This is a genomic window from Arthrobacter sp. NPDC093128 (genome assembly GCF_040683875.1).
GTDB lineage: Bacteria > Actinomycetota > Actinomycetes > Actinomycetales > Micrococcaceae > Arthrobacter.
Genome location: NZ_JBFBEY010000006.1, coordinates 24,454 through 39,453, shown reverse-complemented (window position 1 = coordinate 39,453; position 15,000 = coordinate 24,454). Strand labels below are relative to the sequence as shown.

The 15,000-nt window shown below is 65.7% G+C and carries 7 protein-coding genes; 4 read left to right on the top strand and 3 right to left on the bottom strand.

The window, feature by feature from the left end; translation table 11 throughout:
* Nucleotides 1–127: 127 nt before the first annotated feature.
* Complete coding sequence (locus tag AB0N24_RS08725) at nt 128–4,912, bottom strand: DUF4082 domain-containing protein (protein ID WP_364122916.1); 4,785 nt, start codon at nt 4,910–4,912, stop codon at nt 128–130.
* Between the two features lie 367 nt (nt 4,913–5,279).
* On the opposite strand from AB0N24_RS08725, the gene smc reads away from it, so the two are divergent.
* Together smc and ftsY are read left to right on the top strand one after the other, a co-directional pair.
* Nucleotides 5,280–8,888, top strand: a complete 3,609-nt coding sequence (gene smc / locus AB0N24_RS08720; protein ID WP_364122914.1) for a chromosome segregation protein SMC — start codon at nt 5,280–5,282, stop codon at nt 8,886–8,888.
* Nucleotides 8,889–8,961: 73 nt separating this feature from the next.
* A complete protein-coding gene (gene ftsY, locus AB0N24_RS08715; RefSeq protein ID WP_364122912.1) occupies nt 8,962–10,176 on the top strand; it encodes a signal recognition particle-docking protein FtsY in 1,215 nt (404 codons plus the stop codon).
* On the opposite strand, the gene AB0N24_RS08710 is transcribed toward ftsY, so the two are convergent.
* Complete coding sequence (locus AB0N24_RS08710; protein WP_364123218.1) at nt 10,173–11,339, bottom strand: MFS transporter; 1,167 nt, start codon at nt 11,337–11,339, stop codon at nt 10,173–10,175. The genes ftsY and AB0N24_RS08710 overlap by 4 nt on opposite strands.
* A gap of 344 nt (nt 11,340–11,683) precedes the next feature.
* Between AB0N24_RS08710 and AB0N24_RS08705 the strand changes: the two genes are divergently transcribed.
* A complete protein-coding gene (locus AB0N24_RS08705) occupies nt 11,684–13,039 on the top strand; it encodes an ammonium transporter (protein WP_364122910.1) in 1,356 nt (451 codons plus the stop codon).
* A complete protein-coding gene (locus tag AB0N24_RS08700; RefSeq protein ID WP_011692333.1) occupies nt 13,036–13,374 on the top strand; it encodes a P-II family nitrogen regulator in 339 nt (112 codons plus the stop codon). The genes AB0N24_RS08705 and AB0N24_RS08700 overlap by 4 nt, the downstream gene beginning before the upstream one ends.
* Nucleotides 13,375–13,477: 103 nt before the next feature.
* Here the strand turns inward: AB0N24_RS08700 and AB0N24_RS08695 are convergent, their stop codons facing one another.
* Complete coding sequence (locus AB0N24_RS08695) at nt 13,478–14,866, bottom strand: glucose-6-phosphate dehydrogenase (protein ID WP_364122908.1); 1,389 nt, start codon at nt 14,864–14,866, stop codon at nt 13,478–13,480.
* Nucleotides 14,867–15,000 lie beyond the last annotated feature (134 nt).

Below are 15,000 nucleotides of genomic sequence, written 5' to 3'. Positions count from 1 at the left end.
GGTGGGGCCCGGACCGGCGTTCTCCAGCCGGCATGCTTTCGCCGGTACGCCCACGCAAGAAAGGGCCCCTTGGCATGTTTGCCAAGGGGCCCCTGCACATCCTGCCCTTGCAGCGCCGGACTCAGGCCTACTTAGGAGCGAACACAACGTCTACGAAATAGTTCCTCGCATTGGTCGTCTGGTTCGGCACGGCAGTTCCTGAGCCAAGCCGGTAGAGCCCGTTGTTGTTTGCCCGGGCTGTCAGCGCACCGCTGTTCCAGGCCTTGGTGAAGAAGTTTTCCGTATAGGAGTAGCGGCCCAGGGGCGCGTTGTAGGACACGATGTAGTTGGTACCCACCGTCAACGCTATGGGGGTGGGCAGCGTTGCGGTCTGCCAGCCGCTTGCCGTTTCGTTCGTGAACGTCACCTTGGTCAGGCGGACACCGGACGTCGTCCAGAGGGAACCGGTGTGTGTACCGAGGTTGGTGGCGCCTTTGTAGAAACGGATGGCGGTGACAGACCCGGCAATGGATGACTTGAATGCCACGCCGAGCTCAATCGCCCGGATATCCGTCGCTGCGCCCACCTGCGGCAGCAGGGAGGCAAAGAGGGATTGCGTCGGAGGAGGCGGAGGCGGCGCAGGCGTCAGGGTCGTGAATTGCCACGAGGTCGGAGCAAGCGCCGCACCGGCAGTCGAGACGACGTTGGCGGCGCTCGCCGTGATGACCGTGCTGGCCGGCAGCTGTTGCGCCGGTGTGAACGTCAGCGTGCGGCCGTCTGCGGAAAGCGCCGAAGCCCCGGCGATTGACGTTCCCCCGGCCGTCAGCACGAGCGAGGAGCCCGGCTGCACGGCGGAGGAGAGCGTCAGGCTGGGCTGGGCATTGAGCGCCACTGCCGTGGCATTCGGTGCCGGTGATTGTGCGGTGACGGTCAGGGGCGCCGGCGGAGGCGGAGGGGCAACATCCGAGGTCTGGAAGACCAGGTCCACAAGATAGCTCGAACTGGAGGAAGAACCGGGGAAGTCTCCACTGTAGGAGAACCCGCCCGAGTCCTGTGCTGTCCGCAGCGGTCCGCTCGTGAAGCCTGTGTTGAATCCACCCGGAGTGACGGAATAAGTGCCCGTCGGTGACTTGTAAGCGGCCACATATTCAGTGTCGGCCGCTATGGCGACCGGCTGGCTGAACGTCGCAGTCTGCCAGCCGGCAGTGGACTCGGCCGTGAACGTCACCGTCGCCAGCTGCTGGCCGGTGATGCTGAAGAGGCTTCCCGTGTGGGTTCCGGTGTTGCCGGCCGACTTGTAGAAGCGGATTCCGGTGACCTGCCCGCTGGTGGAGCTGGCAAACCGTACGCCCAGGGCCAGCGGGACTCCGTCCTTGACTTCGAGAACGGACGGAGTCACGGTGTCCTGGTACAGCGTGCAAGGGCAGACCCCCTCGGTCCTCGGCGGCGGGGCAGTTGTGAACGTCCAGGTTCCGCCGGCGCTGAGTGGCTGGCCCGTCGTCGATGTAGCCGTCAGTGTGGCCGTGTAAGTGGTGCCGGCCGTCAGCTGCGCCGACGGCGTGAAGGTCACCTTTCCAGCCGCCGAGTCGTAGCTCATGGCGCCCGGAACATTCGTGCCGCCAGGTCCGGCCAGTGCGAACTGTACGCTGGACGCCACTGCCGGCTTGGAGAAGGTCGCGCTGACGGTGCTGGTCAGCGGGACGCTGGACGAACCGGCAACAGGTGCCTGTGCGACGGCGACGAATGTCGGTTCAGGGTACTGGACCACGACGTCCACCAAATAGCTCGCGGTGGAGCGGACGTTGGGGAAGTCGGCGGTGTAGGAGTAGGCGCCCGCATCCAGGTTCGCCCGCAGGTTGCCGACGCTCAGGCCCGGGCCGAAGCCGTTCGCCGTCGCGGAATAGGCTCCGGTGGTGGTCTTGTAGGCCATGATGTACTCGGTGTTCGCGGACATCCCCACCGGCTGGTTGAAGTAGGCGGTCTGCCAGCCTGCGGTGCTTTCGTTGGCGAAGGTCACCGTTGCCAGTTGCTGCCCTGCGGCCGTGAACAGTGTCCCGGTATGCGTGCCGGTGTTCCCGGCGGATTTGTAGAAGCGGATGCCCGTGACAGTGCCGTCGGCCGTGCTCGAGAAACGGATGCCGAGAGTCAGCGGTACGCCGTCCCTGATCTCCTGGATTCCGGGGAGGACGGAGTCATCGAAGAAACTGCACGGGCAGGTTCCGGGTGAGGGCGGTGAGACCACCGTGGTGAACGACCACGATCCTCCGCCTGTCAGTGTCCCGCCGCTGGCGGCAGTGGCGCTGAGGGTCGCGGTGAACGTCGTCGCCAGGGGGAGAGCGGCGGCCGGTGTGAAGGTGACTTTGCGGGTTGTTGAGTCGTAGCCAGTGGCGCCCGCGACGGTGGTGCCGTCGGCGGCCTTAAGCGTCAGTTGCACGCTCGACGCGGTGACCGGCTTCGAGAAGACCGCTCCGACTGTGGTGGCCTGCGGGACGCTGGAGGATCCGCCCAGGGGCCATTGCCCGGCGGCCGTCAGCGGGGTGTTGTCCACGGTGTCGAAGACGGCGTCAACGAAGTAGTTGCCATTGCCAAAGCTGGACTGCGGGAAGACATCAGGGCCACCGTAGACGCCGGCTGGCTCGCTGCCGAATCCTCCGGCCACCGTGAGCGGAGGTTCAGTGAATCCGAAGCTGGCCCACTGGTAGTCCTTGATGGCGTAGTGGCCCCTCGGAGTGGTGTAGGAAACGACATATTTTTGGCCCGCGGAAACTGTCACCGGCTGGCTGAACAGGACCTTCTGCCACCCTGAGGCTGATTCCGACGTGAACGTAGCGGTCGCCAGCCGTTGTCCGGCCGAATTCCAGAGGGAGCCGACGTGGGTGCCGGTGTTTCCGGTGCTCTTGTAGAACCGGACTCCGGTGATGAAGCCGTCGACGCTCGGCGTGATCTTCATACCGAGCTCGTAGGCACCGCCGTCCTGCGAATCGGGAACGGCCGGAACTTGCTGGCCGAAGACCGTGTAAGGGCCGCTGAGCTGCAGGTTCCGCGTGGCCGCGGCGCCGATATTGGCGCTGTCGTCCACTGCGCGCACCATGATGCTTGCCGTGTTGAGCCCCTTCTGGATGTACGTGTAGGTCCAGGTCTGCCTTCCCTGGGCCGGATGCCACGTGCCGCCGCCGTCGGTTGAGACTTCGACGCCGGCCACTATGCCGCCGGTATCGCTGGCCGTGCCGGAAACCGTCACGCTGCTGCCGTGGGCAATCGTGGCTCCTGCAGCGGGGGAGGAGATGGTGGTTGTTGGCCCGGCAGCATCGGTACTGGCAGTTGCCGCGGCCAAGGCAGGATCACGTGTTCCGGGCTGGGCGCCCATGTCCGCCAGCAGATTGAGCTGTGCCTGCTGCATCCTCGGGTCTGCGGCAGCACCGTCACCGTCGTGCTCCTGGTCGAGCCCCCAGGTCCATTGCACGGATCCGGCGGAAAAGACCAGCGCTCCGCTCGCCGCGCGGTACAGCGTGGTGTTGTGAGTCGTTGTTCCGGGCTTCACCGTGTTGCCGTAATCCTGGAGGTACTGCTCTGTGGCACCGGTGGTGGTGGAAAGCCTGATCAGCCCCGCGGGCCTGAACCCGTTGTCCAGGTCCTCGTTGGACTCGTAGCCGACAGTGTGGGGTGCCAGCTGCGCCGAACTGCCGGCGGCGAGCGAGGCCAGCGGTGTGTTGCGCCACAGGCGTGCCTTGCCTTCTGCAGCGCTGACCGTAACTGGCAGGTCCGTGAAGTTGGACATGTACAGGGTCCCCGTCAGTCCGTTCTCTGGCAGACCACCTCCATTGGCCTGCGAGGCGAACCTGGGGTCGCGCCAGGTTCCGGTCCACTCGGTACTGGGATCAACCTTGGCGTTGGACCACGTCTCTTTGTAGGAGGTGATGGTGCGGTACCCGGCCCCATCCACCTGGGATGGTTCGTAACGCGTGCGCCAGTACATCTCGTTGCCGGACAGGAACTGCAGGTTCACGCCGGCGTCGCGGGCGGCCTCGACGTTGGCGCGCTGGGCGCCGGACCAGTATTCGTCGTGGCCCACGGAGAGGAAGACCTTGTGGTTGAGGAGCTGCGCGCCGTTCCGGTGGGTGTCCACGCCGCTGATATAACTGACGTCGTAGCCGTTCTTCTCCAGGAAACGCACCAGCGGGTACTCGTTGCCGAAGTAGAAATCCCGGCCCGAGGATTCGCCCCTGGTGGCAAAAGGCCGGTTGTAGCTGATCTTGTACGCCCTGCCGTTGACGGCTCCTTGGTAGAAATCAGCCCCGCCGTAGGTGTTGTAGGCCTGCCACGTTGTGTCGGAGGTCTGGAAGACCACGTTGGAATGGCTGCCGTCGGACCGGACGATGAAGGTGATGTGGCTTTGGCCCCCGTTGTCCGGCCGGGTCAGCAGGGCGACGTAGACGCCGGAAACTGCTGTGGCCGGCACCTGCCACGTTGCCGAGACAGCCCATGTTCCACAGTCGTAGAGTTCGGTTGCCACGTCAGAGCGGCATTGGGGCTGAGATTGCCTGAAGGCCAGCGGAGTGACGTTGGCGATCTTGCGGGCACCGAGGCCTTGGTACCAGCCGGTCCGGTAGATGGCGATGGTGTAGTTGGACGCGTTGGTGTCGACCTTGAAGTTAATCGGCTGGCCGGCATTGACGCTGATCTCTGTCGCGAATCCCTGGATGTCGGAATCGCCGGCGCCGTCGATGTCCCATTCCGAAGGCGGGCTCCCCGGCTTGGAGTTTTCACACGCAATTGCGTTCACGAGCGGGGCACAGGGGTCCGCCGCGAAGGCGAACGGTAAGAGTGCAGAGGGGGCCGCAACCGGCAGGAGGGCTGCCACCATGGCAATGGCCAGCAGGAAGATGACCCGCTTGAAGGCTTTCAGCGTGCGATCGGCTGAGGATACGGACATGTGAACTCCTGGAGTGAGTGCGCAGTTGCGGAATCGGGCGGTGCGCAATGCACTGCCCTGCATGCCGCCCCCCGGCGCAGCCAAACCAAGATATTCAGTTATCCTTCAAAGCCGGGTTGCGCTGTTAAACGCCCCTCACTGCATCATGGCCAACCCAGCTCCGCTGGATCCTGCCAAGTCGAACCGATGTGAGACCACCGGCTCGAGCAGCGTCAAGCAACCCTTAGCCGCGAGTCTAAGCGCAGGCGGCCAAGGGTGGCAAGGGTTTGGCAGCTGCAAAATGCCCAAATCCGGGTTTTGTCGTTGCCACGCAGTAGATTTAGGGCAGGAACAAGCCGCTTCAGCCACTCAGGAGATCCGAAACACCTTGCACCTCAAGAGCCTGACCGTCCGCGGATTCAAGTCGTTCGCGTCAGCCACGACGTTCGACTTTGAGCCGGGCGTCACTGCAGTGGTCGGCCCGAACGGCTCCGGGAAATCAAATGTCGTGGATGCGCTGGCCTGGGTCATGGGCGAACAGGGTGCCAAGACGCTGCGCGGCGGCAAGATGGAGGACGTCATCTTCGCGGGCACGTCCGGCCGTCCGCCGCTGGGCCGGGCGCACGTGTCCCTGACCATCGACAACACTGACGGCGCGCTGCCGATTGAATACAGCGAAGTGACCATCTCCCGGACGCTTTTCCGCACCGGCGGATCCGAATACGCCATCAACGGTGCCGGCTGCCGCCTCCTGGACATCCAGGAGCTCCTGTCCGATTCCGGCCTGGGCCGGGAAATGCACGTCATCGTGGGGCAGGGTCAGCTGGACAAGGTCCTGCACGCCACGCCGGAGGACCGGCGCGGCTTCATTGAAGAGGCAGCAGGCATCCTCAAGCACCGCCGGCGCAAGGAAAAGACGGTCCGGAAGCTGGAAGCGATGCAGGCAAACCTGCAGCGGCTGAGCGACCTCACCAGCGAAATCCGCCGTCAGCTGACCCCGCTCGGCAAACAGGCCGAAGTGGCGCGCCGGGCCCAAAGCGTCCAGTTCGACGTACGCGACGCCCGGGCGCGGCTCCTCGCGGACGACCTCGTGCAGTTACAGTCCACCCTGGCCCAGGACGTGGCCGATGAATCTGCCCTGAAGGCGCGCAGGGCCGTTGTCGGGCAAGGCTTGGAAACCGGGCGCCAGCGGCAGGCAGCCCTGGAACAGCTTGCGGCCGAAGCCACACCAAAGCTCAACGCTGCCCGGGACACGTGGTACCAGCTCTCGGCGGGGCGGGAGAGGCTGCGCTCCCTCGGGTCTCTTGCCGAAGAGCGGCGCCGGTTGCTTGGTGCCGCGGACGAGGTCCCGGACTCCGGCCGGGACCCGGAGCAGCTCGAACGGAACGCGGCGCGGGTCCGCGAAGAACAGCGGGCGCTGGAAGACGGCATCCTGGAAAAACGCACTGCACTGGAGGCCGCGACGGCAGCCAAGCAGGATGCCGAAAGTGCCGCCAGCGCCGAGGACAAAAGACTGGCCGCGGTCCTCCGCGCCGCAGCGGACCGCCGCGAAGGGCTGGCAAAACTGGCAGGCCAGGTGGGCGCCGCCCGCTCGCGTGTTGAGTCCGCGCAGGCAGAACTTGGCAGGCTCCGGGAATCCCAGGCTGCGGGCGACGAGCGCCGCCGCCGCGCCCAGAGCGAGTTCACCGCACTGGAATCGCAAGTGGCAGGCGTCGAGGACGGCGAGGAAACACTTGACGCCGATTACGAGGACGCCAGCGCTGTCCTGGACTCAATCCTGGCGGACATCGATGAGCTGAAATCCGCCGAGCGTGAGGGCGAACGCGAACGGGACGCCCTCGTGGCCCGGCGGGATGCGCTGCAGCTGGGACTCAGCCGTAAGGATGGTTCGGGCCGCGTCGCCGATTCGGGATTGCCCGGCATCGTGGGGCCCCTTGCGTCGATGGTCGCCGTCGAGGCCGGCTTTGAAGCGGCAATCGCCGCTGCCCTGGGAAATTCCTCTGACGCCGTCGTCGTCCGGGACGCCGGCACCGCCGTCGACGCCCTGCAGCTGCTCAAGGACGACGACGCCGGCCTTGCCTCGCTGCTGCTGGCAGCCCCTGACGGATGCGCCGCAGAACTGTCTGCAGGGATATCCGCGCCTGGTCCGCAGCCCCTTCCCGGCGGTGCCCGTTGGGCCGCGGACCTGGTCACGGCCTCGGAACCGCTGCTGGGAAGCCTCGTGCGCACGCTGCTGGCCGGAACAGCTGTTGTTGAGGACCTCGAATCTGCCTCGGAGCTTATCCAGGCGCAACCAGGGCTGACTGTGGTGACTCGTGCGGGCGACGCCTTCACTGCCCTTACCGTCCGGGGCGGTTCGGCGGATGCGCCGTCGCTGCTGGAAGTGCAGGCCGCCGTCGACGACGCTGAAGCAAGGCTCGCCAGTGTCAGCGCGGACCTCGAACGCAACCGGTTTGCGTTGGCCTCCGCCCAGGCACGCCGGGCAGAAGCCCAGGAGCGCGCGGACGCCGCCTTGGACCGGCTCCACGAATCGGATGCCAGGCTGGCTGCCGTGGCCGAACGGCTGGGCCACTTGAACTCAGTGCTGCGGAGCGCAGTGGGCGAGAGCGAACGGCTGGGCACATCGCTGGCCAAGGCCGAGGCAAACATCGTTGCCGAGCAGGAGGCTCTGCAGGCCGCGGCCGCGCGCCTGGACGCAGCCCGGGAGGCCCCTGAGGATGAGGAGCCCTCGCCGGAACTCCGCGACGAACTGGCGGTGGCGGCGTCGGCGGCGAGGTCGGCCGAGATGGAGGCCAGGCTTTCCCTGCGGAGTGCCGAGGAACAGCTGACGGCCACCCGCAACCGGGTCCTGTCCCTTGAACGGGCAGCGGTGGCCGAGCGCCGCGCACGTGAAGAGGCCGCTCAGCGCGCCCGCCGCCGCCGGCTCCAGGCGGGCAGGGCCGCGGCTGTTTCGGCCGCCGTGGAGCAGGTTATCGCTTTCATGGACGTCTCCGTGGATCTTGCCCTGCGCGCGCGGGATCTCGCAGAGGAAGAACGGGAGCACAGGGACCGCGAACTCGTGGAGGTCCGGTCGCAGAACGACGCCCTCAGCCGGGAGCTGGCGGAACTGACTGACTCGGTGCACCGCGATGAGCTTGCCCGCACTCAGCAGCGGCTGCGGATCGAGGCCCTCGAACTGCGCTCGATCGAGGAACTCGGCCTGTCGCCGGACCAGTTGGTGGCGGACTACGGACCTGACCAGCCGGTGCCCGTGCCCGCGGGGGAAACCGGTGACAAGTGGGCGGCACTCCGCGCACCTGTGGATGACGACGGTAAGCCGGTCCGGGAAGGCAAACCGTTCGTCCGCGAAGAGCAGGAAAAACGGCTCCGGAAAGCAGAACGGGACCTGTCCTCCCTGGGGCGGGTCAATCCGCTGGCGCTCGAGGAATTCGCTGCACTGGAGGAACGGCACCAATTCCTCAGCACCCAGCTCGAAGACCTTAAATCCAGCCGCAAGGACCTGCTGGACATCATCAAAGAAGTGGATGATCGGGTGCAGAAGGTGTTCGCCGAAGCGTTCGCTGACACCTCGGCGCAGTTTGTCCGCGTTTTCGCCCGGCTCTTTCCCGGCGGCGAAGGCAGGCTCGTCCTGACCGACCCCTCCGACATGCTGACCACCGGAATTGAGGTGGAGGCACGGCCGGCCGGCAAGAAGATCAAGCGCCTCTCCCTGCTGTCCGGCGGCGAGCGTTCGCTGACGGCAGTTGCCCTGCTCGTTGCCATCTTCAAGGCGCGGCCATCGCCGTTCTACGTGATGGACGAGGTCGAGGCCGCCCTGGACGACACCAACCTGGGCCGGCTCATCACCATTTTCGAGGAACTCCGCGAGTCCAGCCAGCTGATTGTCATCACGCACCAGAAGCGGACCATGGAGGTTGCTGATGCGCTCTACGGGGTCACCATGCGGGGCGACGGTGTCTCAACGGTCATCAGCCAGCGCCTCGGAGCCGAAGTCTAACCGCATTCGGCCCGGCCCTGACGTCCGGCTGAGGCTCCGGCAGCGTCCGCTGCGATTGTGAGAAGCTAGGGGAGTGAATGACATCCTCCCCATTATTCTTGCCATCCTCGCTGCCCTGGTGGTCATTGGCGGGCTGATCCCGGTCTTCATTAAGACCCGCCGGAACATCACCAAGTACCCGGGGGCCCGCGACGCCAACGATCCCGTCGAACCCGTGCACAGCGCGGGCGGAACGCTGGTTGAGGACCGCCCGGCGGTGACGGCTGAACGCAAGGCGCCTGACGCCGTCGACCTCGAAGACCTGGAAACGGCCGAGGTCCCCGACGACGCGGCAGGACTTGAAGTCATTGCGGTGGAGACGCCGCTACCGGTGGCGGGACGCCTCACCCGGCTCCGCGAACGCCTGGTCAAGTCCAACAACATCCTCGGCAAGGGCCTGCTGGCCCTCCTGTCCAGCGACAAGATTGATGAAGACGTCTGGGACGAAGTCGAGGAAACCCTCCTGCTCGCCGATCTTGGCACCGAACCGACCATGCAGTTGGTCGATGCCCTCCGGGAGCGCGTCAAGGTGCTGGGAACACGGACCCCCGAGCACGTCAAAGCCCTGCTTCGCGAAGAGCTGATCAAGCTTGTGGACCCGACCATGGACCGCAGCCTCCGCACGGAGCGCCACGCCGACACTCCCTCCGTCATGATGGTGGTGGGCGTGAACGGTGTCGGCAAGACCACGACCGTAGGCAAGCTCGCCCGCGTCCTTGTGGCCGAGGACAAGGACGTCCTGCTGGGCGCGGCGGACACCTTCCGTGCGGCCGCCGCCGAACAGCTCGCCACATGGGGCCAGCGGGTGGGCGTGCCCACCGTCAAGTCCGACGTCGACGGCGCCGATCCCGCCTCCGTTGCCTATGAAGCGGTCAAGGCAGGCATCGACCAGGAAGTCGATGTTGTCATGATCGACACCGCCGGCCGGCTCCAGAACAAAGTGGGCCTCATGGACGAACTCAGCAAGGTCAAGCGTGTCATCGAGAAGCTGGCCGAGGTGGACGAGGTCCTGCTGGTGCTTGACGCCACTACCGGACAAAACGGCCTGAACCAGGCCCGGGTGTTCTCTGAGGTGGTCAACATCACCGGCATCGTCCTCACAAAGCTGGATGGCACGGCCAAGGGTGGCATCGTGGTGGCCATCCAGAAGTCGCTCGGCGTCCCGGTCAAACTGATCGGTCTGGGTGAAGGCGCGGACGACCTTGCCCCGTTCGAAGTCGAGAGCTTTGTGGACGCGCTGCTGAACTAGTTCGTTGACGCGTCGCTCAGGGCGGTTCGCCGGAACGTCTCACGGGCGAACAGCCAGCCGGCGGCAGCGATGATCAGCACTCCGCCGGTGACGCCGAACGCCCAGCCGTAGCCGAGCCGGTCGGCGAGGAGCCCGGCGAGAACCGGGCCGATGATGGCGCCGGCGTCGGACATCATCTGGAAAACGGCCAGCACCCGGCCGCCGGAACGGCCATTGCCGATCACATCGGCAATGGCCGCCTGCTGGGCAGGTCCCAGCAGCCCCGAACCAATTCCCGCGACGGCGGAGGCCGCCAGGAACCAGGGCATGTCGTGGGTCAGCCCGATGCCCGCTGTAGCCACTCCGGTGAGGACCAGCCCGGCAATCATCATGGGCTTCCGGCCGAGGCTGTCCGCGAGTTTCCCCGAGACCGTGAGCGCTGCGGCGTTGCCCCCGGCAAAGACGGCCAGGGCCCACCCCGCCGCCGCGGGTCCGGCACCCAGAGCCGCAACGGCGAACAGCGGAACAGTTGCCATGCGCACACCGAAGGTTGCCCAGCCGTTGGCGAAGCTGGAGAAAAGGCCTGCCCGGTAGGCGCTGTCATGCAGAGCCTCACCCAGGCTCATCGCCTGCTCCAGTCCGCCGTCCTTGCGTGATTTACCGGGGACGTGGCTGAGCTGGGTCTGCACCACCAGCGCCGCCAGGACCAGCGCGGCCGCATACGCCAGGAACGGAATGCGAAGACCGAAGCCGGCAAGGAGGCCGCCCACAATGGGTCCGCAGACATTGCCGATCAGGAAAGCGGATGCATACGCGCCGGAAACCCGGCCGCGGCTCTCCGCCGGCGCAAGCCGCACCACCAGGGCCATCGAAGCCACCGTGAACATCACCGAACCCGCGCCGCCGAGGCCCCGGAAGATGAGCAGCTGCCAATAGTCCTGGGCGAACGCGCACGCCGCGGTTGAGGCCGCCACTATCAGCAGTCCGGCCACATAGACGGGCCGTTCGCCCAGCCTCACGATCAGGGCACCGCCGGCTGGTGCGAACAGCAGCCGCATGAACGCAAAAATACTCACAATCACGGCGGCGGCAGTGGCCCCGACGTCGAACGTGGTGGCGAACTGGGGCAACACCGGCGCCACGAGTCCGAAACCGAGCGCAATCAGGAACGCCGCGGCGAGCATCACCTTGATGTCACGCGGGAGCCGGGTGCCGCCGGGCTGTCCTGCCCCGTCCGGACGGCCGGTTTGACCGCCATCCGGGTGGGGCACTGCCTTGCCAGGGCGGAAACGATCGATCATGGTGCAGGTGTCCTTGCGGGGTGCTGTGGGAGTGCGGTTTGTGACTGCTGAAACATAACCGTAACAAGGAAGAGATACACCATTTACTTCCGGGAGATTCTTGTAACAACCCGGACATCTAATTCCCTCGCCGGCGAAACACAGCCCGACGAAACTCTAATGAGAACGCAAACGGCGTTGGGACAGGCGGACAAGTCCGCACAATAAAGCAAGAGAGGACGTAGACCATGGAACTCACCGCAGGTCTCGTTTGGCTCCTGGTCGCTTCAGCACTCGTGTTGTTCATGACCCCGGGCCTGGCATTCTTCTACGGCGGCATGACTCGCGCCAAATCGGCTCTGAACATGATGATGATGAGCTTCGTCGCCATTGGAACCGTCGGCATCATGTGGGTCCTGTGGGGCGCCTCCATGGCTACGAGCAACGAAGACAATTTCTACCAGATCTTCGCAAACCCATTCAGCCACTTCGGGCTGCACAACTTCACCGACCCCGCGGATCTGCTCAAGGTAGGCTATGCCGCCACCTTCGCCATCATCACCGTGGCCCTGATCTCCGGGGCGGTCGCCGACCGCGCAAAGTTCTCGGCCTGGGTTATCTTCACCCCCATCTGGGCCACACTCGTTTACGCGCCGATGGCCTTCATGGTCTGGGGCGGCGGGCTCTTCTCCAAGGACGGCTGGTTCGGCCAGACGTTCGCTCCGGTGATCGACTTCGCCGGCGGCACCGTGGTGCACATCAACGCCGGCGTGGCCGGCCTGATCCTGGTACTGATCATTGGCAATCGCAAGGGCTTCGGCAAGGACCCGAACCACCGCCCGCACAACATCCCGTTCGTTATGCTGGGCGCCGCAATCCTCTGGTTCGGCTGGTTCGGCTTCAACGCCGGTGCCGCTGCCACCGTTGAGCAGGCCGGTCTGATCTGGATCAACACCCTCGCCGCCCCCGCGGCCGCAATGCTCGGTTGGCTGGCCGTGGAGCGCTTCCGCGACGGTCACCCGACGTCACTCGGTGCCGCGTCGGGTGTCGTGGCAGGCCTGGTGGCCATCACCCCGGCCTGTGCCAATGTCTCCCCGATCGGTGCCATCGCCCTCGGCGTAGTCGCAGGTGTTGCTTCCGCACTGGCAGTCGGGCTGAAGTTCAAGCTCGGCTACGATGACTCCCTCGACGTCGTCGGCGTCCACCTGGTCTCCGGCGTCGTCGGCACCGTAGCCATCGGCTTCCTCGCAACCCCGACCCAGGGCCAGGCAGGTCTCTTCTACGGCGGAGGAACCAGCCAGCTCGTTGCCCAGGCTCTGGCGGCACTTATGTCCATCATCTTCACCGCGGTCATGACCGCCATCATCGCCTTCCCGATCCACAAGACCATGGGCTTCCGGGTTTCCCAGGAGCAGGAAGTTGTGGGCGTGGACCTGAGCCTGCACGCAGAAACCGCCTACGAATTCGGCGTCGGCGGCCACGGCGGGAGCTTCCAGCCGCTGCATGAACTGATCACCGGCAGGCAGGGCGACGAGCCGGCTCCGGTCTCGGAAGACGGCAAGAAGACTGACGCAGCATCAGGCAAGGAAAGTGTGGGGGCATGAAACTGATCACAGCAATCGTTCGGCCGGAAAAGCTCGACTCCATCCGGGAGGGGCTCGAATCCTATGGTGTGCAGGGCCTTACGGTCAGCGCCGCCAGCGGATACGGCAGGCAGCGCGGATACACGGAGGTGTACCGCGGGGCTGAGTACAACGTGGACCTGCTTCCTAAGATCCGCGTCGAGGTACTGGCCACGGACGAACAGGCGGACGACATCCTGGATGTCATCATCGCCAGCTCCAACACAGGCCGTGCCGGAGACGGCAAGGTCTGGACGGTGGATGTTTTTGAAGCTGTAAGGGTACGCACGGGAGAACGCGGCTCGGCCGCCATCTAGCACACGGCCAGCCCAAGCCTTTCGGCAAAGAGCGGGCCCGGCACCTGAAAAGGCGCCGGGCCCGCTCTTGTTGCGGAAGGCCCCCGTTTGCGTTGCGGAAGGCCTAGACAGGCCAGTTTTCCGGTCCCGAGGTTCCGGCGGGGTATTCCTCCAGCGGAACACTGCCGCGGCTCCATGCCTTGAGCACCGGCTCAACGATCCGCCAGCAGTCCTCGGCGGTGTCCGCCCGCACCGACAGCAGCGGATCGCCGGTGAGGACACCCTCGAGCACCTCACCGTAGGGGAGCAGCTCGGAAGCGCTGAGTTCGGCGTTGAGTGTGGTCCGGTCAAGGCTGAGGACGTTGCCGGGGCCGTTCACGTCGACGTCGAACTGCAGGGTGTCCGGTCCGAACCCGATCCTGAGCTGATTGGGCGAGTCAACGCCGGTGAAACCCCTGGGCAGATGGGGCACCGGCTTGAAGGTGACCACGGCTTCCTTGCGTTTTGCCCCGAGCGCCTTGCCGGAACGGAGGATGAAGGGGACGCCCTGCCAGCGCCAGTTGTCGATGTCCACCTGCACCTCGGCCAGCGTCTCGGTGTTCCTGGACGCGTCCACGCCTTCCTCCCTGGCGTAGTCCGGCACTTGCCGCCCGTCAATGGATCCTGCCGTGTACCGGGCGCGGCGGGTGCTTGAGCGGTAGGGCGCCTTGATGCTGCTGGCGCGCAGGAGGGTGGCCACCGCATCCCGGAGATCGCGCTCGCCAACGGAAGCGGGCGGCTCAATGGCCATCAGGGCCATGATCTGGAGCAGGTGGCTCTGGATCATGTCCCGGAGCGCCCCGGCGGCGTCGTAGTAGCGGGCGCGCCCTTCCAAGGCCAGGTCCTCATCAAAGATGACCTCCACCTTTTCGATGTAGTCCCGGTTCCAGACCGGTTCCAGGAATGTGTTCGCGAAGCGGAGGCCCAGGATGTTGAGCACCGTCGCTTTGCCCAGGAAGTGGTCCACCCGGTGGATGTGGTCCTCCGGGACCAGCGCCGCCAGGGTCTCATTGAGATGGCGGGCTGAATCCTCACTGGACCCGAACGGCTTTTCCATCACGAGCCGCGTGCCTGCCGGAACATCCCCGGGGGCGAGCACTTCGCACGCCTTCTGGCTGACGTGGGGCGGAAGCGCGAAGTAGACGGCCACCGGAGCCTCAAGGCCGGACATCAGGGCGGCGAGTTCCCCGCCCGCCGTCACGTCAAGTTGGTGGTAAGCGGTTGTTCCGGCGATCCGCTTGAGCTCCCGCTTGCCCGCAGCGTCTGCCTGCGAGTTCGAATCGGCGAAGGACGACTCCACACGCTCAAGCCACTGTTCCGGCGTCCACGGATCCGAGCCGGCCCCCACGAGCGCGAGCCCGGCTGCCCGCCCTTTGGCGGCCAGCCGGGCCAGTCCCGGCAGCAGCAGCCTGCCGGTGAGGTCCCCGGACGCACCCAGGATGAGCAGGGTTTTTACAGTTGTTTGGCTGGCCATCCTGCCAGCATGCCATCTTGAAGGGCTGTCTTGGTACCCTAGATAGTCGAGTCCCGTTGTCGAGGCAGTTGGTCCAGGCCAACAACAGTCACGACTCTGGCGAGCCGCACCGGCCGCCAGCTGTAGATCCACTG